Source organism: Klebsiella sp. K4 (assembly GCF_014596785.2).
In the GTDB taxonomy this organism is placed as follows: Bacteria; Pseudomonadota; Gammaproteobacteria; order Enterobacterales; family Enterobacteriaceae; genus Klebsiella; species Klebsiella pneumoniae.
Genome location: NZ_CP115021.1, coordinates 4,670,418 through 4,693,055, shown reverse-complemented (window position 1 = coordinate 4,693,055; position 22,638 = coordinate 4,670,418). Strand labels below are relative to the sequence as shown.

Below are 22,638 nucleotides of genomic sequence, written 5' to 3'. Positions count from 1 at the left end.
GTTCTGTAACGTCTGATAATAAGAACAGAACTGCCGTGAGCTACGTTCGCGGAGCATGTGACAATGTAAAACATAGTGAATGCCTGCTACAAATTTCTGTATGCTGTACAAGTTTTATGAATGATCATTTTTACCCGGCAAACCGCTGAAAGTCCTTTTTTTAGAGGTTAGCGTCGATTTTACTCTTACAAAAAACTTACAGTTTTCGAGCTATTTTCATTCAAAATGAAAACTTGTTTACTTCATAATCGATTCATTGTAAGTACTATTTATGGTGGATTTTACTACAGGAGGTAACGGTGAGCGATGGTGATAATGAGAATTATTATCTAAAAAGGATTGGTAAACTGGGCGCTGAAGAATTAGCAAGGCCAGAAGAATCTCCTTATGAGGGAGGGAACCGCTTTACCAGTCCTGAGAGCAAATTTAGTGTCGATTCTTTGCCAGAAGACGAGTCTGCGCAGGCAGCCGAGGATTGTGATATTGAAGACAGGACAGGAGAAACGGCCTCAGGCAATCCGATATCTGAAAGCAGCAAAAACGCCACTGGGGCTGATGAAGCTATTAAGCGTTTGATGCAAAATATACAGGCTGGGGAAAAACGCAATGTTAAAAGTAAAAGTCTTCATGGTGGAGATTCTTCATGTCTACAAGACGTCGATTTAAAGTGGTTGAAGGGGGCGGTTAATTCACGTGCTATTTTTTGGTTTTGGGCGTATATACGAAAAGCCTCTGCGCGGGAGCTTTGTTTACCTGAAAACACTGCGGGGTTAATTCCGGAATGGGATCGAAAAGAGGAAAACTTATACTCTTTTTTCAGACTCCCTGGTAATCCAACTAGTTCAGCTGAAAGAAGCCGGGTGATTATTACCTTCATGAATGAACTTTCTTGTTCCCTCAGTCCAGAACAAAGTAAGAAAACATTCGATTATATTCGTGGTGTCTGGCTTGTTTTTAATAGCCAGGTTCAAAGCCCCAAATGGTTAAAGAAAAATGATAATGAAGGCATTGAGTGGGCGTGGTCATATTTGTCAAAGAAAAAGGATATAAAAGGAAATGTTCTGTCATGGTTCAAACCAGCAGATCTTAATGAGCGATATATTGGTGTAATGGGCGCGATTGATTGCTGGGCCATCCCGAATAAATTGGATGTGGGAAATTATAGAAAATTTCTGGATGACAAAGATGCACTCCTGAAAAAAATGAGTGATTCTTTTAAGCAACGAAAAAGAAGGTCTGGAAAAAATGATTTGACAATCTCTGCCAAAGCCAGCAAGGAATTATCTGTGTTAGCAGTGGCACTTGATAAAAAAGAGATTAAAGTTATTGAACAACTTATTCATGATGAGTATCTAAGATATAAAAGCAAGCTTTTTGATTACAAAAATCCATCCTAAATAGGTAACGATAACTCCAAAAAATATAACGCCTACATTACTCATGTGAGTCGCCGGGAGAAAAATTTCCCGGCATAGTTTTTTCACAGGAGTAAATCATGCCTCAAATCCCCGATTCGCAGGATACCAGTGATGCGGTGCGTACCTGTCTCAATCTCTTACCCCGGCAAGCTACTGAACGTATTCTGTCCCGCCTCAAGGAGGCGATTAACTATGAACCCGTGATAGGCATCATGGGCAAAAGTGGAGCGGGCAAGAGTTCATTATGCAACGCGCTTTTTCAGCAACCCGTCTGTCTGACCAGTGATTTGCTAGGCTGCACCCGGGAACCCCAGCGTCTGTTACTCACCGTTGGTGAGCGCAGCATGACACTGGTGGATTTGCCTGGGGTGGGCGAGACACCGGAATACGACGAGGAATATCTGGCGCTCTATAAGGCGTTGCTGGTTGAGCTGGATTTGATTATCTGGGTGCTGCGTGCCGATGACCGTGCCCGGGCAACGGATATCACGGCATACAGGGCACTGATGGAAGCCGGTGCCGACCCTTCACGTTTCCTGTTTGTACTGACTCAGGCCGACCGCATTCCACCCCTCAGGGATGGTGAGCCCTGGCAGGCATCACCTTCTTCTGAGCAATGCCTTTCACTGGCTTCAGTCAGTGCGCAGGTTGCCGGTCAGTTGCCGTCCTCTTTCCCGGTCATGGCTGTCTCTGCACATACCGGCTATAACCTGCCCGCCCTGGTGGAGTTGATTGTGCATGCCTTGCCCGTACAGGCCAGCAGTGCCGTGTATTGCCAGCTGAAACCAGAGCATCAGACCCCGGACACTGACGCCGCTGTACGGCAGCAGTTTGGTGAGGCAGCGGGTAAGGCTTTTGACTCGGTGATTAATCCTGACCACCTGCCTTCTGTCTGGACTGCTCTGTTAAGGTGTCTCCGACAAAAATTAGTGCAACTTGCCACGACATTATGGGACCGAGTATTTGGCTGAAATCTGCCGCTTTACCCCTCAATTACCACATTCAAAAAACAGTATATTGATCTGTAAAAACGATCGATAATAGAATATCGATCGTTTTTATCTATTAAAATATCGATGTATAAGCCCCCTATTGATCGCTTTTACCTATCAAAGCAAAGGGATATTTCTTTTTCAAAAGTGTTCATGAGCACGACGAACAGGGACGTTGACGTGATGGTCCGGATACAAAGATGCATCAGGTTCTGTGTACCGCGTCCTCCGTTGCCGCTTCTGATTCATTAATAAGGTGACATATGAAAATTCAGACCGTGATTGCACTTGTTTTGTCAGCCATTTCGGTTTCTGCTCAGGCGGGTAACTGGGCTGTGAAAAACGGCTGGTGCCAGACGCTGACCGATAATGGTCAGGCACTGGTGATGCTGAAAAACAACACCATTGGCATCTTTGGTCAGTTGCAGGGCTGCCCCAATGGCCCGCAGGAACTGATGGGGAGTCGCATCAGTGTAAACGGCAATCTGGTACCCACATCTCAGTTGTGCAACCAGCAAACAGGATTTAAGGCTGTTGAGGTTGAAGGTGGGCAGGCTCCTGCAGCCGCCAGAAAGGCAATTGCTTCGATTGCAGGTCAGGAAACATCGACCCTTCAGGTCTTTGGTGCGCAACTGACATTCACCCGTGGGGACATGATGACGGTCTGCCCGAAATACGTATCTGCCCTTGATGCCAGTGCCGGGAGTCGAGCGCCGGAGATTAACAAAGGCTCAGTCATGAAAGCGGCCAAAGAAGCGTACACGAAAGAGTATGACCGTGACACGGCTGAGGCCGCTGATTTTGGCAGCTACAAAGTGGAGGGAAATACTGTGGTTTATGAGGTCTACAATGCCGGGTATCGTACCTACGATAAGGTGGTGGTGACCGTTGGTGCTGATGGTAAGGCCACCGGTGCCAGGGTTGAATACATGGGGCAATAACGTCTTATCCGCCACGCCATTTTTAATGTTAAAGGCCATGTTCTTTCGGGAGCGTGGTCTTTTCTTTTTATACCGATAAACACACAAAGGAGTGAGTTATGCGATTAGCATCCCGCTTTGGTGCGGTGAACCTTGTTCGCCGTGACCGCCCCTTAACCCGTGATGAACTTGCTCACTATGTTCCCAGCGTGTTCAGTGAGGAAAAGCATGAATCGCGCAGCGAGCGCTATACCTGCATCCCGACCATCACTCTGCTGGATAACCTGCAGCGCGAAGGTTTTCAGCCGTTCTTTGCCTGCCAGACCCGTGTGCGTAACCCCGACAAGCGGGAACACACCAAACATATGCTGCGTCTGCGCCGCGAAGGGCAGATTACCGGTAAACAGGTGCCGGAAATTATCCTGCTTAACAGCCATGACGGTTCTAGTTCATACCAGATGCTGCCGGGACTGTTCCGCTCGGTCTGTCAGAACGGACTGATTTGCGGCGAGAGCTTTGGAGAGGTGCGAGTGCCCCATAAGGGCAACGTGGTGGAAAAGGTTATCGAAGGGGCTTACGAGGTGCTTGGGGTGTTTGACAGGGTGGAGGAAAAACGCGACGCCATGCAGTCACTAATGCTTCCGCCACCAGCACAACAGGCACTGGCAAAAGCTGCTCTGACATATCGCTTTGGCGAGGAGCATCAACCTGTGACGGAATCACAGCTATTGGCCCCTCGTCGCTGGCAGGATGAGTCCGGAGATCTCTGGACAACTTATCAGCGTATTCAGGAGAACCTAATCAAAGGTGGTTTGAACGGTCACAATGCAAAAGGAGGACGCACACATACACGTGCAATTAAAGGTATTGATGGTGATGTGAAGCTGAATCGAGCTCTGTGGGTGATGGCAGAAAATATGCTGCAACTCGTCTCATGAATGATATCTCCGTGTTTGTTTATAGCCCTGTAGCTGGTTGTTACGGGGCTTTTTCTTTTAAGGAGCCACCATGTCCGAACTGATTTTACCTTCGGTCTTCCCGATGAATGAACAACGTACCATCCGTCGTGCCCTGCGATTACTGGAGAAATATCAGCGGCAGCCAAGTGAGTCGTTCCTAGCCGCTAGTTTCGCGAAAAAATGGTTACAGCTCTATTTGGCAAAGCAGGAGCGCGAAGTCTTTGTTGTTATCTATCTCGATAATCAACATCGTCTGCTGGAGCATGAAACGCTCTTCCTCGGCACGATTAACCATACCGAAATTCATCCTCGCGAAATTGTGAAATCTGCACTACGTCATAATGCAGCTGCGGTAATCATCTCTCATAACCACCCCTCTGGCATTACCGATGCCAGTAAAGCTGACAGAGCTATTACGTCCAGGATTAGAGAGGCGCTGGGTCTGGTCGATGTCCGGCTACTGGATCATTTCATCATTGGTGATGGTGAAGCGTTGTCGTTTGCTGAGCATGGATGGCTATAAGAAGAGGAAGGGCTAATGAAAATCATCAGTAAGCGTCAGGCGATGGCAATTTATCGTCTGCATCCTGAATCCCGATTGTTTCAATTCTGTACCGGGAAATATTGCTGGTCCGGGAGCGTCTGCCATTACTACGGTCGTGAAGTTCCGGATATCAAGGGTGTTCTGGCTGTCTTTGCCGAGCGACGCAAGGACCGGAACGGACCGTATGTCTCTCTGCGCAGCGTCACTCTCAATTAACCTTATTAAAGGAGCATCAGATGTCGAGTAAGACACTGACAGTGAATGATGATACCGCTGAGCCTTGGTGGGGGCTGAATCGTAATGTCATTCCTTGTTTTGGTGCACGTCTGGTCCAGGAAGGTAACCGCCTACATTACCTGTCTGACCGCGCCAGCATAACAGGTCAGTTCAATAAAGCGGATTTGCTCCATCTTGACCAGGCATTTCCTGTTCTGCTGAAGCAGGCGGAGCTCATGCTTACTAGCGGCGAACTGAATCCCCGACACCAGCATAGCGTCACCCTCTATGCAAAGGGGTTGACCTGCGAAGCTGATACGCTGGGTTCCTGTGGTCACGTCTATATCTCCATTTATCCTACTCAACGCTAATTAACTTTAGAACTCACTTTTACGAGAACAACTCATGAATACTTTACCTGCAATAAACCAGTGGGCTGTTCAGTTATGCCCATCGCCCGTAACTATCTGGCAAACGTTTCTAACTCGTTTACTGGAACAACACTACGGGCTGGCGCTGAACGACACACCGTTCGGTGATGAAAGCGTCATTCAGGAACATATCGATGCCGGTATTACACTCGTTGATACTGTTAACTTCTTGGTGGAAAAGTACGAGCTAGTTCGTATCGACCGCAGGGCGTTTGGCTGGTTGGAACCATCTCCATACTTGCGAGCTGTAGACATTCTGCGAATGCGTCGGGACATGGGGCTGTTGCGAGGCTGCAACCACACTGCAGCAATGTGAAACTTGCAGACATCCTCCCGATAGTTAAAACATCCCTGGCTGAAATGATTCTACCCAGTATAATCGCTGCATCATCTTTGAGTTGATTCTGATACTTTGTTATTCGCTGATTTTCAAAAGAAAGTAGTTGAGTATACAACTGAGTATACATATGAAACTCATTTGTTGTTAATCACTTAAAATTCAGTTGATTACCATTGAACGGCGAGTCCGGCCTTCGCACCATCGGAACATCAATAGACGTCGACGGACGTCTTTTTTGTGCCTGAAATCCGCGCTACGCAAGGCTTTTCGCGATTCTCCTTTCAACAGAAGTCAATCTGAGTCAACCTGTAAGCATCCCGGTAAACCGGACCATTCACATTTAGAGATCTTCCGGCATACTGAATATATCCTTGGAGGAGATCGCCATACGCAAAGCCCGATTCACCGAACACCAGATCATCGCCGTTCTGAAGTCCGTCGAAGCCGGACGCACCGTCAAAGATGTGTGCCGCGAAGCCGGGATTTCTGAGGCCTCGTACTACAACTGGAAAGCGAAGTTCGGCGGTATGGAAGCCTCTGATATCAAAAAGATGAAGGACCTCGAAGATGAAAACCGCCGGTTGAAACAGATGTTTGCGGACCTGAGCCTCGAGTGCCGCGCATTGAAAGACGTTATTGAAAAAAAGCTTTAAAATCAGCGATAAAGCGTGAGTTGGTCAGCTATCTGACCGCGCAGTTTGCCATGAGCTTACGTCAGGCATGCAGGATATTGTCGCTGAGCAGGACGGTATTTCGTTATCAGCCGGATACGCAACGTGATGAGCCAGTCATTATGGCGCTGACCGTGGCGGCTGAACGCTATCCGCGATACGGATATAAAAGGTTTTTTCAGGTCCTTCGCAGGCAGGGCAACGCCTGGAACCATAAGCGCGTTCACCGGATTTACTTCCTGCTGAAACTGAATTTTCGCCGTAAGGGAAAACAGCACCTGCCGGTGCGCAATCCGGCTCCGCTGGCAACGCCAGAGGCGATGAACCAGAGCTGGTCCATCGATTTTATGCACGATGCGCTGGTGTGCGGCAGACGTTTCAGAACCTTCAACGTGGTGGATGGTTATAACCGGGAAGCGCTGGCGATCGAAATTGACCTGAATATCCCGGCGCAGCGGGTTGTCAGAGTGCTGGGCAGGATCGTGGCAAACCGCGGATATCCGCTGAAGATGCGGATGGATAACGGTCCGGAGCTGGTCTTGCTGACGCTGGCACAATGGGCAGAAGAGCATGGTGTGATGCTGGAATTTCTCAGGCCCGGCAAGCCAACACAGAATGCCTTTATCGAATGATTCAACCGGACGTACCGGACAGAAATACTGGATTTTTATCTGTTCAGAACCCTGAACGAAGCACGTGAAATTACAGAGCGCTGGCTGGCTGAATATAACAGCGAGCGCCCCCATGAATCCCTGAAAAGCCTGACGCCGGAAGAATACCGGCTGATGGCTGAAACCCCGGAAATCTCAAAAAGTGCGTGGAACTAAAACGGGTGCGCTTACATTCCGACTCTCGGCATTTTATCTTTTATATTGCCCATTTATAGGTGTGAATACATTTCTGTTTGAGAATATTTTATATTATATATAGCTATTGTGGATATGTTCCTTTACTTTATTGCTTTTTGGAGAATGATACCGTGCCCTGTGGAATGTAAATTACTAAGTAAGATATCACAGACTCAATATAATGATTTATCTGAATGGTTTATTGATAACAGGGCGCTAAAAATATGCTTTTGAACGCCCGTTTCTAATAAGGTTCATGGTTTATCTGATTGGGGAGTGTTTTGCACAGCCTAATGCTGCAGCCTCTGCCAGCCAATTCAACCCTTCATCGTTTATGCGCTTCATGATTTCTTCTAATTTTGCACTATCAGGATTTTCGAATGCTTGTAGCATCATGGAGTAAAGCTGTGCAGAGCATAGAAGGCACATCCTACTTAACTCTGATGCAAGATTAATAATGTTAAAGGATTCATCTTCGGTACGAAATTGTTCTCCATGTACCAAAGTCGAACGAGTTTTGTATAGTTCCAGAGCTTGAGAATAAACACGATCCCCTTCATCACAACTGAATGCTTTCAACACATCCCTAACCCGACCGCCAAACAATTTTGTCCGCCCTGCTTCGAATTTACCGAAGAACAACCGCTCAATTGCAGAAACGTATTTCACTATACTCGAATGTATATTTGGATCTGTAACCGCGTCCCCAAACCAATTGATAGCGTCAATAAGGCGCTGGTGAAGGTGAGTAGTTTCTACTGGATTGACTATGGGTATCAAAGCAGAACCGAGGATGTCTAATTCTAAATTTGCCCTTATCAATGCTTCATGCCAGTTTATTACACCAACCGGTTCTAAAGAATCAGCGCAGAGACTTGCGTGAATCACACCATGTACATCAGCGTGCAAATGTGCCGAGCGCAGAGCTCCGCTGCGTGACCATGCTAGCCTAATTTCCCTTGTCGGTTTAGCTCCCAAGAGGATACGGATGATGTGAAGCGCCATCTCTGTAGCTTGGATCGCTCGTTCTTTAGAGATTGCTTCATCACACTCACTCACTTTCACACAAGCAATCCATGGATAGTCTTTGTAGGCTTTGACTGCTCGGGACTGTAATTTACGCACTAGTTGTCTTGATTCATCTTTAGTGTGCGTGCGTTCTTGTGGGAAACCTTGAGCAATCGCTTCCTTTACGCACTGAATATGCGCCTTCGTGTTAACATGAATACTATGTTTTAGTACTGATTTTTTTTCATCGAAGAACTTGGAGCGACGGACGAATGTGACAGGACCAACGCTGAATTCAGTAGGTGTATCCCCAGGGAAAAGCACACACGGTAGGTAATGTTCGATAACTACAAGCTTTTCTCTCAAAATCGTTAAAGCGTCTTTAAGAAGCAGCATTGCGGTTTCCTGATCAACTCCACGTGCCTCCTGTAATACTCTTTTAACAAAAGCATTTATTACGGCTTCCTTTGCGAGTTTGCGGCCTACTCGTCGCCCAAGACCGTGATCCAATTCGATAGTGAGGTCTACAAGCTCATTCAGCTTGTTCCAGGCAAGAGAACCACAATGGATATGTCCATTTCCTTTCGGATGGGGAATATTACAAAAGGCATCTTTGGGATTCTTTCGTAAGTAAGCCATAAGCTCAACGGGTGTCATTTTTGCAAAGCGCGAGAGCTGTCGACAAATAAATTCAATGGCTTTCAGTGCTCGTTTAGCTATTTTTTCCTCAGGTAAGCTCATTTAATGAATATCCACTCCGCTGAAAATAATTTGAGTAACTTATTAGATAAAACGAACAGCCATTATATCTTGTTAGGAGTCAAATTGTATTGATTTTACTACAAAAACATATGCTTTTGACCAGCGTGTTAATTAGTCGATTTTTTCACAAAAAAACAATTATCAACGGCCAGTGCTTTGGTATTATCAGTCTTGAGTTTATGGCTGGGTGAATAAGTACTATCTAGGTTGCATTACAAATGCTTTTTGAATGCTCCCGTCGCTACTGAACCCGCGAGCCCACTCAGCATCACTCCAGGTATTACAATATATCTTGATTCCAGAAAAACTGGCACCGCCAGCCACGCCAGCCACGCCAGCCACGCCAGCCACGCCAGCCCCGTTGCCGCGAGGCTGGAGCCGATCATACGCCTTGCATGATGATAAACAAACCCGGACTCATGGCCTGCGCCGAATCGCCGTAAGTCGCGGCGTACCAGCCCGTCAATCAGCCCTATAACAATGGTCAGCACAAACTGTGGTAGCGCCTGCAATAAAATAGCCAGCGCAGCAGAAAGGTAAGGGTAACTTACTCGCAGACAGTAACGCACAGCGGATCACCGTAGTGATGGTTTCCGTCCAGAACAACCCGCTTTGCCCGTTGAGCGAATGAACCAGCGCCGCAATCCCTTGCTGCAACGTATCGCTGACAATCGCGAGGTCTTCTACTAACCACATCGGTGCGCCAGCAGAGCCTGCCATGTCGCCTGCAATACCTGCTCACTGTGACTGGCGCAGGTGTTCCGCCAGAAAAACGCCTCGCCCAGCCACTCCAGCGTTATCGCCAGCATCCACGCGCCGAGGCAAAAACCGATCAGCACGCCGGGAAGTAATGCTATCCAGCCGAGCAGTCCGGGGCGACGCACGGGGCCTGGTGGCGCATGTTCGGGCATCAGTGCAGCGGCAGAGTAATGTAGCGGCAGAGGAACCGTGCCTCGTGTACCTCATCCAGTCGTATCTGAAAAATGTCGTGTTCGCCTTGCGGCGATGTAGCTTCGCGCCATGCCTGAAAGCCCTGCAAATTCATCCGGGCGATAATCTGGTCGGGCGTTTCTCCCTGCGTCAGCGCTTCCACCGCCTGTTGCAGGGGAAGAGGCAGTGTTTGTGCAGGCCACATCACTTCAACGCTCACGAGCTGGCGGTGTGTCCGGGGTATCATCGGTCTGTTTCTCCGTGGTTTCGCTGTCGTTCAGCCATAAAATAGGGTCATTTTTCGCCGTTACAACTGTCTCCGGGCGGTCCCACCATATAGGCGTGCTGTCGTACTGTTTTTCCATATAGCGGGCTATGTGTGTGATGCTTTCCGGCATCAGCGGATCGTGTGCTGCGTCCGGTAATGGGATGCGTAGCTTCCAGAGCTGACCACCTTCCAGCAGAGCGAACGCCTGCCCTTTGGGAAGCTGTACCAGTGAGGCGGGTTCCAGTAACGGCACCTGTATGCTGCTCATCCGATCCTGGGTGTTGCTGGAAAAACCGATGTTGCCCTGTGCGTCGGCGCTGTCGGCAACGCCGGAACTGATGCTGTTGCTGAGCACATCCACCTGCGGCAGTTGCTTCGTCAACAATTCGGCGGTGGCAGATTCCCGCACCCGCATCATGATCCGACTGTTGAAGTTGCCGACGACCTGGTCCGCTTTGGCGCGGTCGCCGATGCGGGCTTCGATATCGGAGAGCGTCTGGGTGTAGGCCGTAACCTCTACACCTGCGCCGCCGCCTTTATTTATTAGCGGAATAAATTCATCGCCCATCAGTTCACTGAACTCATCGCAGTGCAGGTTGATGGCCGGGTTCTCTTCCGTCTGCGGCAGGCCATCCATCACGCCGTGCTTGTAGATATGTCCGGCGACGCTGACCAGATCGGCGAACATTGAGTTGCCGACAGCGGCGGCAATTTCTGCGTCAGACAATGCATCCAGCCCGACATAAATAATCGCCCGCTGGCGAATGGCCTGCTGCCAGTTGAATACCGGGCGCGGGTCGTTAAGGTCGCCGTAGTCCGGGGCCAGCAGTTGGGAGATTTTTCTGGTGGTCAGTTTTTCCAGCAGTGGCAGCAGCGAGGCGACGATCTTATCGAAATAGGTTTTGTCATAGCGCACGGCAGTACGTAGACCGTCGAGGATCGTGTCGTGTAATCGGGTGGTTGAAAGGTACTGCTCCAGCGCGACGACGTAGCTGCCCCTTCCCTGAAGATTACGTGGCGTGTTTTTCTCAGTGATGCCACCGGCAATCCGTACCACGTTGTCCCATGCCTGGCGGTCGTGGCTGGGCAAAAAGACGCGGGCGTAGTCGATAAATAGTTCGTCGATGTTGATAACGTGGCGGGCGATACGGGCGTAGTCCGAGCGCTGGCCCAGTGCCCCCAGGGCGCGGGTGATGATGTTGACGAAGCGCCAGTCGAACCTCCTTTACTCAAACTTTAGGGCAGAATCGTCTACCGGAGTGGTGGGGGCAGTCCAGGGTGGCCAAATTCAGTGTGCCACTACATATTGTCTAAAATGAGGGAGGAAGGAAAAGGCTGGATCTCGCCAGCCTTTGACGGTCATTTCACTTTCTTGAAGATGAGCAGGATCAAAGGGACGCAGAGAGCGAAACCAATGATGGAGGCTAAAGCCGAATCAGAGTGATTTTGCGCTAGCTCCTTAACAAACCAGGTACATTGAGAAGGGGTAAATTCTCCGCCTTGACTCATTGTCTCTGTATAGTTAAGAGCGAAGACCAGATCGAAATAAAGCACGATAGCGTAATACGCTGCACAGATCAGCGCGATACTCACCCATCTGATCCAGAACTTCTTATTCATCATCGTAAGTGCTTCCCAATGAACCGCCTACTGTACCGCCTGAGTAGGGGGATGTTGAGCCAGCAACAGCAGCGGAATCGGCAGCAGATTGTTGGATTTTTGCACTCCCTCCCATTGATTGAGGGCTTTTGTTCTCGATGTTAGGGTACTGTTGTTTGAATGTATTAGTCATTTCGACAACGAGGATTGATGAGAAGTCTGCACTCTTTGATTCAAGATATCTTTGCAGTGAAACCGGAATAGTAAAATCTTCTTCTATGTCGATTGGTAGCTGTGTTGTCGTGGATGTGTAACCGTGTTCGAATACCTTTGAGCCAGCAAACTTGAGCCCCTCGACTGAGTGAGTGGTACAGTTGCTACCAGTGACATCATATTTATCAATGGTTCGGCCTCTTCGCTTTGTACCATCTTGCATGTTTGGCGTTTGAATTGGTGTTACACCGCCATTCCAAAGGTTTTCGAAGAATTTACGGATTATTTTAGGATCTGCATCATCAATGCGGAAAGCGCGAGCCCCCATTTCATAAAGTTCGTATCGGTAATACTTACGCGCATCTTCATCCTGGAAAAAGTCTAAAATCCCATCCCCAGTGAAGGTACTTTTATCAGTGCGTCCATAGCGTCCATAGGTGTAGAGGAAGATATTGTTATTCTCATGCACTGAAACGAAAACATGACCTGCACTTGTCGTTTCAGTCCATATATAAACGCCGTTCAGCAGCGGGTTATCTTCTGACTTGCAGGTGTCAGTCACATTATCAGCTTGGGGATCATAAATCGGGCGGGGGAGAACGGGAAATTCGACGACTTGAGATTGGGCTGTGTCGGCTTTCGCTGCCCCTGTAGAAAATTCATAAGTGTCATCGATGGAAGGAATAAAACGTGATTTGCAGGGACAGGAACTACGGCTGTGCAGTGTTCCGGCTACTCTTTTACCATGTATTTCGTCACTATCAAGGCCACCGCAGATACGATAATGCCCTGGATGTTTGCCGCAGGTTACTTTATGGCCTTCACATGCCATATCTTTATCGAAAAATTGATGGTTGGGGCATCCTTCAAGAATCCTGCCACCGCAAGCGGTCTTATCACCCCTAAATAAAAAATGACCAATAGCCATTCGTCCTTATCCTTATTTTTGCTTTTAAGTCCATGTGGGAAGTGTAAGTTTTTGGTGTTGGCGAGTAAATGAGCAAATGTAATAAAATCAAAGTGTGTTAATCAATGGGATCATGTCGTCAGCTATGGATAGTGTTTATCCGCACGGTCAGTTGCAGACGAGATTTCCACAATTGCCCGCATTCCAACAGAGCAAGAGCCTGTCTCTTGTGAAGCTGGATCAGGGCGGCGGTATCGCGGACCGGTAAATTACTTGTGGTTACCTGTTAGCCGGTGTTGCTGGTAAAGCTGGTGACGCTGGAACTTATCTAGCGAGTATGTTCTTTCACCTTTGGTGGTTGCTTAGAATATGGCACCGCTTGGCCTACAGTCTGGAGAACACTGGACGGAACAGGAGGTCGTAAGTTGTTCCAGAAACGGCTGTTGCGGGTTAAGTGTCGACTAACAGATAGCTGTCATAATGGTCGGCTTCCGGCGTGAGAACGGAAGCTACAACCAATTCTTTGAAAATAAATAAAAGCAGGGCTAACGCCAATCGTTTCATTCCATCCTTCCGCGAACTACGGCGGGGGTGTTGATCTCCTCCCTGAAAACAGTGCCGGGCTAAACTGAAGTCTCCGGTCTTTCTTCCATCTCACAGAGAGGCACATCGCCATGAAAAAGACCCGCTATACCGAAGAACAGATTGCGTTTGCTCTGAAACAGGCCGAAACCGGCACCCGCGACGGGGAAGTCTGCCGAAAGATGGGCATTTCTGAAGCCACTTTTTATAACTGGAAGAAGAAATTCGCCGGTCTGGGCGTGACCGAAATGCGGCGTCTGCGGCAACTGGAGGATGAAAATCTGCGGCTGAAGAAACTGGTGGCTGACCTGAGTCTGGACAAGGAGATGCTGCAGGAGGTGCTGAAACAAAAGTTCTGAGGCCGGCTCAGAAACGTCAGGCGGTGCATTTTCTGCGGGGGGCTTACCGAATCAGTGTCCGACGGGGATGCGGACTGCTGATGCAGAGCAGAACCGTTTACCACTGGCAGAGCCGGCGGGATGATCGGGCGATAACCCTGCGTATCCGGTAAATAGCGGAAACTCGGATCCGCTACGGTTGCCCGCGTATTCATATTCAGCTGCGGCGGGAAGGCTGGCCTGTTAACCACAAGAAAACACACCGGATTTACTGTCTGGAAGGCCTCAACCTGCGCAAAAAGCGCCCCCGCATGCATGTCATCGTCAGCAACGTCCGGTCCTGATCGGTATCGATCAGTGCTGGAGTATGGATTTCGTGTCGGATAATCTGTTTAACGGAACACGTTTCCGGGCGCTGACTGTAGTGGATAATTTTAGTCGGGAGTGTGTGGCGATCCATGCCGGAAAGTCGCTGAAAGGTGAGTATGTGGTCGGTGTGATGGAAAGGTTGCGGGTGCTGGGCAAGCGTCTGCCGGTACGTATTCAGACAGATAACGGCAGCGAGTTTATTTTGAAAAGTCTGGATAAATGGGCGTATGAGCACGGTGTCACAATGGACTTATCCCGCCCCGGAAAACCAACGGATAACCCGTTTATTGAATCATTTAACGGCAGTCTGCGGGATGAATGCCTGAACATTCACTGGTTTCTCTCGCTGGAAGATGCGCAGGACAAACTCGACAACTGGCGCAGGGAATATAATCATGAGAGAACGCATTCATCATTAAATGACATGACTCCGGCTGAATTCATCCGAAGTCTCCGGAAAGACGAAGATCTCTGATTTAGCACTGCACTGAATTTGGGCCAGGGTCAAATCTGGCCGGGAACTCAAAAATGCATGCAACTAAAACAGGGTTATTTACAGACAAATTTAAAATTAGCTGAAAGTTAATATTATTTTTGCGGAGCCCTTTCGGGCCCCGAATATTACTTTATTTTAACATTGATTTCATTTTCCGGGCAACCCGGCGAACCAGGCTGGTGCCTCGTTTTGCGCCTTGGACATGAATTGCTTCATACAGAGCATTAAAACGGTCATGGGCCCAGCCATCTCTTTGCTGAGAAATAAGACCATCAACCTTATTATTTAAAAGTTGTAACTCGTTACTGACAGAATGACCACCATTGATGCTCCGCAAGCGATTCACTTCACTCTCAAGTTCTTGAATCTTCTCGAGGTAGGAAGGTATCAACCCCATTGCATAGTTATATTTAACATTCTCATCCATAAAAGGACGGAAACTGCGGTAGTTATTTTTACTCTTATTTCCACTTAACAACATGCCGGAGTTTGCAACTCTATACCAAAATAGAGGTTCCGGGACGATTTGCAATTTATATCCCTGTAATGATATTTTGGCAAAAAACTCCCAGTCTTCATGACCTAAACCGTAATCTTCAGTAAATCCGCCAACTTTTTCGAAAACCTCTTTCCTGATCAGCGCATTAGCATCGCCAAAGCAGTTACTAAAGCTGGCGATATTTAAATCAGGCCCTAACGGAAGCCAGCAGTGCGTCATTTTACGGAACGGAGAAGGGAACTCCTCACCAAAAATAAGATCGCTTGGTGTGGTTAACACATCGGCCCCAGAGTTTAATGCTGCAGTAACAAACGTTTCTACCTCAAAAGGCTTAGCAACATTATCATCGTCCATAAACATCAGATATTCGCCAGAGGCGTGTCGCGCAGCCAAATTCCTTGCAGCACCCAGATAGTTATTAGAACTACGGACAATTTTCCAGCCTCGAGAGTTAAAATCATTCTCGATGAGATTCAAATAACGATGAGAATCTTCTGTCGTACTTCCATCATCAACCAAGATGACCTCAATATTTTGGTACGTCTGAGATTTTATTGATGCGAGTGCTTGCTGAAGCAAATGGTGACGTTCGAAGTGAGTTATACACACGCTAACTAACGGGCTGTTAGCTTCATCGATTTTCTTGAATGCGCGGTTGTTTTTTCGTTCAACTGCGACAAACCAAGCTTCTTTAATATTGTCTTGTGATTCAGCAAGCCCTGGTTTTATATTTATATTTTTTAAGCGATAGTGGATTTTCCCGTATAAATCGACAGGTGTAGGAATAAATAGAAGTTCCGCATGATGCTCCTGCGGAATAAGCTCTGGAATTCCACCAACGTTTGAAGCGAGGAAATTAACGTTATTAATCAAGCATTCATAAACAGTATAGGGTGAGTTTTCTACAAGTGATGGAATGATGACTAATACATTTTTTCTTTTTATATATTCATTAGCGTTGGTACGATCATAGTCGCTGATGACATTAACTGCGAGTCCCAAATTTTTAGTCTGATTCATAATATAAGTAAATGAATCAGTTTTCCCCATAGTGACATTTTTTCCGAGGAAGGTTACTCCAGAAATGCTCTCTTTATCTTCATCAGATAGTTTTCTTAGGCTTTGTTGAATAAATCAGATTTCGGGTAAGTCTCCCCCGTAGCGGGTTGTGTTTTCAGGCAATACGCACGCTTTCAGGCATACCTGCTTTCGTCATTTTGTTCAGCGCTCGTACCAGGGCCATAGCCTCCGCAACCTGACCATCGTAGTCACGCAGTGTCAGTGAACCTCCGAACAGCTGTTTTACCCGGTACATCGCCGTTTCCGCTATCGAGCGACGGTTGTAATCTGTTGTCCATTTCCACCGCGCATTACTCCCGGTCATTCGCTGATTAGCCACTGCACGGTTACGGTCTGCATATTCACCGGGCCAGTAACCCGCACCTTTTCGGGGTGGGATAAGCGCGCTGATTTTCTTACGCCGCAGTTCATCGTGACAGAGCCGGGTGTCGTAAGCGCCGTCTGCCGATGCTGCCCTGATTTTTCTGTGAGTCTGCCGGATAAGACCCGGGAAGGCCTCTGAGTCCGTAACGTTGTTCAGCGACAGGTCAGCGCAGATGATTTCATGTGTTTTACTGTCAACGGCGAGATGCAGCTTACGCCAGATACGGCGGCGTTCCTGGCCATGCTTTTTGACTTTCCACTCGCCTTCACCGAAGACCTTCAGCCCGGTGGAATCAATTACCAGGTGTGCGATTTCACCCCGGGTGGGCGTTTTGAAACTGACATTAACCGACTTTGCCCGCCTGCTGACACAGCTGTAATCCGGGCAGCGTAGCGGAACGTTCATCAGAGAAAAAATGGAATCAATAAAGCCCTGCGCAGCGCGCAGGGTCAGCCTGAATACGCGTTTAATGACCAGCACAGTCGTGATGGCAAGGTCAGAATAGCGCTGAGGTCTTCCCCGTGATGAAGGCGTTGCCGACTCATACCAGGCCTGAATAGCTTCATCATCCAGCCAGAAAGTTATGGAGCCACGGTTGATGAGGGCTTTATTGTAGGTGGGCCAGTTGGTGATTCTGAACTTTTGCTTTGCCACGGAATGGTCTGTGTTGTCGGGAGGATGCGTGATCTGATCCTTCAACTCAGCAAAAGTTCGATTTATTCAACAAAGCCGTTTTCTTAATGCACGCAGGAATATGTCAAGTCCTTTACGGGTTTCAAGGCGGCCGAAAAATACAAGCTCAACGCCAGAAGCTGGCTTTTCATTTATTTTAACTGTAACATCATCTCTCGTCACAAACCCTTGAAATGGCTCGCAATTTAAAATTACATGACGTTCTTCAGGAACATTCCAGTGCTTACTCAACATCCAATCAATTAAATACTGAGACGGACTAACAACTTCATCCGCCATTTCAACCACCATTTTCTCCATATAATAGAGTTCAAGATGGTTCTGATCATATGGAAGCTGGTAATTACCTTCATCAGCCCATAACGTTGAACTGTGAGTATTTACAATGAACTTTGTATTTTCAAAATCCGTTCCATTCTTTTTGCTTAATAAAGTGTAATAAAGATCTGCCTGCCACTCACAAGAAATAACAGTGTCATAGATGTTATTTTCTTTCAACCAGAGATAAATTGAATAACTTTTCCTTCTAAAATACGGTGCATCAATATTAATCTCTTTTATCAGTCCGGTTCTTAGCAGATTGATACCAAAGGTACTATAAATACGTGACCAGTCGCTAAATTTCGATACAGATGATTCAGAATAGTCGCCACATGTATACAATACATCAACATCATACCCCTTTTTTGCCAAAGTAGTGGCAAGAGCAGTGAAAGCAGTACCAATACCGCCGTTACGGACAGGCCCCTCAATGTCCGGCGTCATTATAAGAATTTTCTTCATTGTAACCCTTCCTTTGTAACCTAGACTTTTCTATGATATTAGTGAATTGAAGTAGTGTAAGATAGCAGTCGGTAGCTTCTGTTAAACAGGATAAAAAATGACCAATATGAAGTTAAAATTTGATTTGCTTCTAAAATCTTATCATCTATCTCATCGATTTGTCTATAAGGCAAACCCTGGTAATGCTGGAGATGGTGTAATTGCATCTGCGACGTATGACTTTTTTGAACGAAATGCTCTTACCTATATCCCTTACAGAGATGGCGAGTGCTACAGTTCTGAAACTGATATTTTAATTTTTGGAGGCGGAGGAAACCTGATAGAAGGATTGTATTCTGAAGGTCATGACTTTATCCAGAATAATATTGGGAAATTTCATAAAGTAATAATAATGCCGTCGACAATCAGAGGGTATAGCGATTTATTCATCAACAATATTGATAAGTTTGTTGTTTTTTGTCGCGAAAATATCACCTTCGATTATATTAAATCTCTCAACTACGAACCAAACAAGAACGTATTCATTACTGATGATATGGCATTTTATCTCGATCTTAATAAATACCTGTCACTTAAACCCGTCTATAAAAAACAGGCCAACTGCTTCAGAACGGACTCCGAATCTCTAACTGGAGACTACAAAGAAAACAATCATGATATTTCGCTCACCTGGAATGGCGATTATTGGGATAATGAATTTCTGGCGCGTAATTCTACCCGTTGCATGATAAACTTTCTTGAAGAGTATAAAGTTGTCAATACCGACAGGCTGCATGTGGCAATTTTAGCATCTCTGCTTGGCAAAGAAGTCAACTTCTATCCTAACTCATATTACAAAAATGAAGCTGTTTACAATTATTCACTTTTTAATCGTTATCCAAAAACATGCTTTATTACGGCAAGTTGAAAAAGGCAGCGTATAATAATACGCTGCCTGAAAGCCATATAACTGTTACAGCATTGTTAATTATTACCTGCCAGCTTTTAGGTGACTATTCATTCGCACGCCTATAGTCTGCAAATCTATCGATTATCGCAGTAAAAAACTTATCAATGAGTTTAGTTGTTGCACCGAGGTTTTAACTTTCCGCATCACTTTTCACTTACAGTATTTTACTGACTCCGTGTTTCTTAAATTCTATTGTATGCTGACAGATTTTCCCACTTGCGTCGTCACGACTGGAGCAACACTGGATACTGCTGATCCCATTTCGCTTCCAGTTCATCCAGCACCGTTTCTGCGGCTTCTTTCGACCCCGCGCGATATACCGGTTTCAGATCAGCCATAAAAGCTTTATGGTCATTTGAGGCCACGTATTTAATCGAGTTACTGATTTGGTGAATGACGCACAACTGAACCTCTGTCTGCGGATAAATGCTGTTTATCGCCTCCGGGAAGCCGGTCAGCCCGCGCACGCAGGCGATCAGGATGTCTTCAATGCCCCAGTTTTTCAGGTCGCTTAATATAGACAGCCAGAAGTTAGCGCCTTTACTTTCTTATAGATACCGGCCCAGAGTTTCTTTCTTGCCTGCCAGATTCAGCGCCAGAACGGTATAAACCGTTTTGCTCTGATAACGGCCATTCTCACGGACTTTATAGTGAATACGTTCAGCCAGACGAAGGGGTAAACCTTTTCCAGCGGGTGCTGTTGCCACTGTTTTAGTTCAGGGGTAACTTTATCGTACTACACTGATGGTGGCGGTTGACATGCTGAAAGCATATAAATCTTCGAACTCTCGGCTAATGTCCTGGTAGCTAATCCCCTGCGCAAACAGCAGAATGATCTTGCGTTCAATAATAAATGCGATGATGCTCGCAAAATCCTTGCCGATCAACCCACCAGATGCGGCGGTTCTACGTGGATCGCGATTTAACTATCACTGCTAGTTATTTGTTCGAAAAGCCCATAGCTTTCTATTTATACTCAAGCTTCGCGCCATCAGATAGCTATGTCTTATGAAAAAACTACCGGACCATTTATCCAGGGAATGCATCATCGCCGCCATTCGCGCTTACGATGCAGGCGTTGCGCATCAGTTTAAAAGCGCGCGTCTGTATGAGATCGAGTTTGAGGGGCGTCGGTATCCTTCAAAAGCCATCGTCGGGTTAGCGGCCACGCTTGCGACAGGCACGGAATTTACCCCGGCGGATTTCAGCGGAGGGATTAAATCCAAATGCGTGCGTCTGTTACTGGATCAAGGATTTACGATCGCGTTGCAGGGCGCTGGCGATGACGAGGTTGCGCTTTTCCCCGATGAGGGACAGACGACTATGGAGTTCGTGGAAGGGGCGGCGATGCAGGTGGTGGTCAATCGCTATGAGCGCGACCGTCAGGCTCGTCAGGCGGCGCTTCGCCTGCATGGCTGCCGGTGTCAGGTATGCGGTCTGGATATGGCCAGCCGCTATGGCGAAATCGGCCAGGGTTTTATCCATATCCACCATCTCATTCCGCTGGCCGGGATCAAGCAGGACTACCGTCTGAACCCTGAAACCGATCTGATCCCGGTATGTCCCAATTGCCATGCAATGCTGCACCGGCGAGATCCGCCGTTTACTCCCGAAGAGCTGAAGGCCCGGCTGCGCCCCGCAGACTGACATCCTACAGCGCTCGCTTTAATTACATCACACACAGCACAAAACCCACGCTACCTCACCGGTAGCGTGGGCCCGCCCTCTCTTACTTATCCCGCGTCTCGCCAGCCTCCCAGCTGTAACTGCCATCGGCCGCTAACCTATCGCCCAGCTCCTGATACTCGAACTGATAAAACTCAGCCTGGGTGCCGTACCCGGCGTAGTCTACTGCCGCCAGGCCGACGAACGCCCCGGTAAAGAACCCGCCGTAGCTCTGCAACACATAGTCATCGGACAGTACCGCGGCATCCAGCAGGACCGGGATCTCGGTGAACGACACGCCATCGAAGCTGTATTCATAGCTGTAGGTCTGCTTGCGGACCTTGGTCCGGAACCAGACGTATTCCACGCCGTCCGGCACCTTGATGGCGTTATCTTTCAGGTACGACGTGTATTTTCCGCGGTTATTTTCGCCGACTTCGATGACCTTGCCGTTAATTTCATTCCAGGTCAGGAAGACGAAGCTCCAGTGGCGGTCGTTATAGTAGTTTGTTAATCCGGCCATCTGCTGGTAGCTGAAGGGTTCGAATTTCACCTTCACCGCGGCGTCAAAATAGAAGGCCTGCCAGCGGCGGGCAATCAGCGACAGGTCATGCGTATTGGCTAACGAACCCTGGCCGATTAAGGTTAATTTGCCGTCGCCGGTGGTGCCCATTTTGGCCGTAAACGGCACCCGCAGGGTATTCCAGTTCGGGTCGAGCGCTGGGGAGGTAAAGTCATCCTGCTGGCTATTATCGCTGGCGCTTTCGGTGAAGATGGCGTCTTTTGGCCCTTCGACGAAGGTTTTCCCGCCGTGACCGCCTTCAATACGCGGCCAGCCTTCGTCGTCCCAGTATACTTTCTGGATCGCGGTTTCCCGGCCGAGGGTTGACCAGCCGCGCGGGTCGTAGATGGATTCCCCCGGGCGATTCCATGGCCGGGCGCAGAGCGAGGCGTAATACCATTCGCCTTCCGGGGTGGAGACCAGCGCGCCATGGCCCTGTTTCTGGATGTAGCTGTCTGGGGTATCGACGTTGGTTAAGAACACGTCGCCCGGCTCGGTTTCGAAGCTGTCGGCCTCGAGGGTTTTCGACCGCGCCACCACCTCCTGGTGGGTAAACACGGTGCCGCCCTGGGCGGCAAACAGATAGTAGTAGCCGTTCAGTTTATAGAGGTGCGGCCCCTCGACCAGCGCCACGGCGGTGCCGCGGTAGATGGTGCGCGCGGTTTCCGGCATTAACTTCAGCGTTTTGGTATCCAGCTCCGTTAAGGTAATGCCATCGAAGGGGTGATGATACTCCCGGTGATCCCAGGTTTGCTGGACGATATATTTCCGGCCATCGTCGTCATGGAACAGCGAGGCGTCAAACCCGACGCCGTTCAGCTTGATCGGGTCGCTCCACGGGCCCCGAATATCCTTCGCGGTGGTCAGATAGTTGGTCATGTCTTTGAAGGCGCCTTCGGTGACCTTCACATCGGTATACACCAACCAGAATTGCCCATCGGCCCAGGAAAGCGCCGGCGCCCAAATGCCGCCGGAGGAGGGGTTGCCCTTCATGTCCAGCAGGGTGGTGGTGGAGAGCGGCGAAGGCAGCAGGTTCCAGTTTTTCAGGTCTTTCGACTCATGTAAACGCACGCCCGGGAACCACTCAAACGTCGAGTTGGCAATATAGTACGTATCCTCGACGCGAATAATACTGGGGTCGGCATTAAAGCCGCGTAATATCGGGTTTTGAATAAGTGACATTTCATTACACCTTTTAAAATGGAAAGTTAAGGATCGGTCTGATTTATAAT

The 22,638-nt window shown here is 48.1% G+C and carries 16 protein-coding genes and 7 pseudogenes; 12 read left to right on the top strand and 11 right to left on the bottom strand.

Annotated elements, in window-relative coordinates; translation table 11 throughout:
- Window positions 1-299 precede the first annotated feature (299 nt).
- From IB144_RS23170 to IB144_RS23130, 9 genes and pseudogenes are all read left to right on the top strand, one after another.
- Complete coding sequence (locus IB144_RS23170) at window positions 300-1,397, top strand: hypothetical protein (protein ID WP_117101811.1); 1,098 nt, start codon at window positions 300-302, stop codon at window positions 1,395-1,397.
- Between the two features lie 98 nt (window positions 1,398-1,495).
- Window positions 1,496-2,389, top strand: coding sequence for a GTPase (locus IB144_RS23165; RefSeq protein WP_117101812.1), 894 nt, complete (start codon window positions 1,496-1,498; stop codon window positions 2,387-2,389).
- A 284-nt stretch (window positions 2,390-2,673) separates the two neighbouring features.
- The gene (locus IB144_RS23160) at window positions 2,674-3,351 is read left to right on the top strand and encodes a hypothetical protein (protein ID WP_117101813.1); all 678 of its coding nucleotides are present in this window, start codon (window positions 2,674-2,676) and stop codon (window positions 3,349-3,351) included.
- A 98-nt stretch (window positions 3,352-3,449) separates the two neighbouring features.
- Complete coding sequence (locus IB144_RS23155; protein WP_117101814.1) at window positions 3,450-4,268, top strand: DUF932 domain-containing protein; 819 nt, start codon at window positions 3,450-3,452, stop codon at window positions 4,266-4,268.
- A gap of 70 nt (window positions 4,269-4,338) precedes the next feature.
- On the top strand, window positions 4,339-4,812 hold the full coding sequence (radC, locus tag IB144_RS23150; protein WP_117101815.1) for a DNA repair protein RadC: 474 nt from the start codon (window positions 4,339-4,341) through the stop codon (window positions 4,810-4,812).
- 15 nt (window positions 4,813-4,827) lie between these two features.
- Window positions 4,828-5,049: a DUF987 domain-containing protein gene (locus tag IB144_RS23145; RefSeq protein WP_004129348.1), complete on the top strand. Its 222-nt coding sequence runs from the start codon at window positions 4,828-4,830 to the stop codon at window positions 5,047-5,049.
- Window positions 5,050-5,069: 20 nt separating this feature from the next.
- Window positions 5,070-5,420, top strand: a complete 351-nt coding sequence (locus IB144_RS23140; RefSeq protein ID WP_004129347.1) for a type IV toxin-antitoxin system YeeU family antitoxin — start codon at window positions 5,070-5,072, stop codon at window positions 5,418-5,420.
- 34 nt (window positions 5,421-5,454) lie between these two features.
- Window positions 5,455-5,796: a TA system toxin CbtA family protein gene (locus tag IB144_RS23135; protein ID WP_117101816.1), complete on the top strand. Its 342-nt coding sequence runs from the start codon at window positions 5,455-5,457 to the stop codon at window positions 5,794-5,796.
- A gap of 410 nt (window positions 5,797-6,206) precedes the next feature.
- A pseudogene (locus IB144_RS23130) lies at window positions 6,207-7,318 on the top strand (IS3 family transposase).
- 282 nt (window positions 7,319-7,600) lie between these two features.
- On the opposite strand, the gene IB144_RS23125 reads toward IB144_RS23130, so the two are convergent.
- The 6 genes and pseudogenes from IB144_RS23125 to IB144_RS23100 form a co-directional block, all read right to left on the bottom strand.
- A complete protein-coding gene (locus tag IB144_RS23125; protein WP_032418128.1) occupies window positions 7,601-9,088 on the bottom strand; it encodes a HEPN domain-containing protein in 1,488 nt (495 codons plus the stop codon).
- 233 nt (window positions 9,089-9,321) lie between these two features.
- Window positions 9,322-10,020: pseudogene (locus IB144_RS23120) on the bottom strand (DUF4400 domain-containing protein).
- Complete coding sequence (locus tag IB144_RS23115; RefSeq protein WP_032418126.1) at window positions 10,020-10,286, bottom strand: hypothetical protein; 267 nt, start codon at window positions 10,284-10,286, stop codon at window positions 10,020-10,022. Before IB144_RS23115 ends, IB144_RS23120 begins: the two are co-directional and overlap by 1 nt.
- Window positions 10,249-11,520, bottom strand: a pseudogene (gene traD, locus IB144_RS23110) (conjugative transfer system coupling protein TraD); the annotation flags it as partial. The pseudogene traD and the gene IB144_RS23115, both read right to left, overlap by 38 nt.
- Window positions 11,521-11,666: 146 nt before the next feature.
- A complete protein-coding gene (locus IB144_RS23105; protein ID WP_032418124.1) occupies window positions 11,667-11,930 on the bottom strand; it encodes a hypothetical protein in 264 nt (87 codons plus the stop codon).
- Window positions 11,920-13,047 (bottom strand): PAAR domain-containing protein, encoded by a 1,128-nt coding sequence (locus tag IB144_RS23100; protein WP_032418123.1) that lies wholly within the window; start codon window positions 13,045-13,047, stop codon window positions 11,920-11,922. Before IB144_RS23100 ends, IB144_RS23105 begins: the two co-directional genes overlap by 11 nt.
- 653 nt (window positions 13,048-13,700) lie before the next feature.
- On the opposite strand from IB144_RS23100, the pseudogene IB144_RS23095 reads away from it, so the two are divergent.
- A pseudogene (locus IB144_RS23095) lies at window positions 13,701-14,790 on the top strand (IS3 family transposase).
- 151 nt (window positions 14,791-14,941) lie between these two features.
- Here the strand turns inward: IB144_RS23095 and IB144_RS23090 are convergent.
- The 3 genes and pseudogenes from IB144_RS23090 to IB144_RS23080 all read right to left on the bottom strand — a co-directional run.
- Window positions 14,942-16,435 (bottom strand): annotated as a pseudogene (locus tag IB144_RS23090) (glycosyltransferase); the annotation flags it as partial.
- A 49-nt stretch (window positions 16,436-16,484) separates the two neighbouring features.
- Window positions 16,485-17,453 (bottom strand): IS5-like element IS903B family transposase, encoded by a 969-nt coding sequence (locus tag IB144_RS23085; RefSeq protein WP_072193976.1) that lies wholly within the window; start codon window positions 17,451-17,453, stop codon window positions 16,485-16,487.
- Window positions 17,454-17,486: 33 nt separating this feature from the next.
- Window positions 17,487-18,230: pseudogene (locus IB144_RS23080) on the bottom strand (glycosyltransferase family 4 protein); the annotation flags it as partial.
- Between the two features lie 97 nt (window positions 18,231-18,327).
- On the opposite strand from IB144_RS23080, the gene IB144_RS23075 reads away from it, so the two are divergent.
- The gene (locus IB144_RS23075; protein ID WP_000183578.1) at window positions 18,328-19,137 is read left to right on the top strand and encodes a polysaccharide pyruvyl transferase family protein; all 810 of its coding nucleotides are present in this window, start codon (window positions 18,328-18,330) and stop codon (window positions 19,135-19,137) included.
- A gap of 269 nt (window positions 19,138-19,406) precedes the next feature.
- Here the strand turns inward: IB144_RS23075 and IB144_RS23070 are convergent.
- Window positions 19,407-20,027 (bottom strand): annotated as a pseudogene (locus IB144_RS23070) (transposase); the annotation flags it as partial.
- A gap of 160 nt (window positions 20,028-20,187) precedes the next feature.
- Here IB144_RS23070 and IB144_RS23065 point away from each other — a divergent pair.
- Window positions 20,188-20,826 (top strand): HNH endonuclease, encoded by a 639-nt coding sequence (locus IB144_RS23065; protein ID WP_065888761.1) that lies wholly within the window; start codon window positions 20,188-20,190, stop codon window positions 20,824-20,826.
- 82 nt (window positions 20,827-20,908) lie between these two features.
- Here the strand turns inward: IB144_RS23065 and IB144_RS23060 are convergent, their stop codons facing one another.
- Window positions 20,909-22,588 carry a glycoside hydrolase family 43 protein gene (locus tag IB144_RS23060; protein ID WP_009309833.1) on the bottom strand — a complete coding sequence of 560 codons (1,680 nt, stop codon included), beginning with the start codon at window positions 22,586-22,588 and terminating at the stop codon, window positions 20,909-20,911.
- Between the last annotated feature and the right edge of the window lie 50 nt (window positions 22,589-22,638).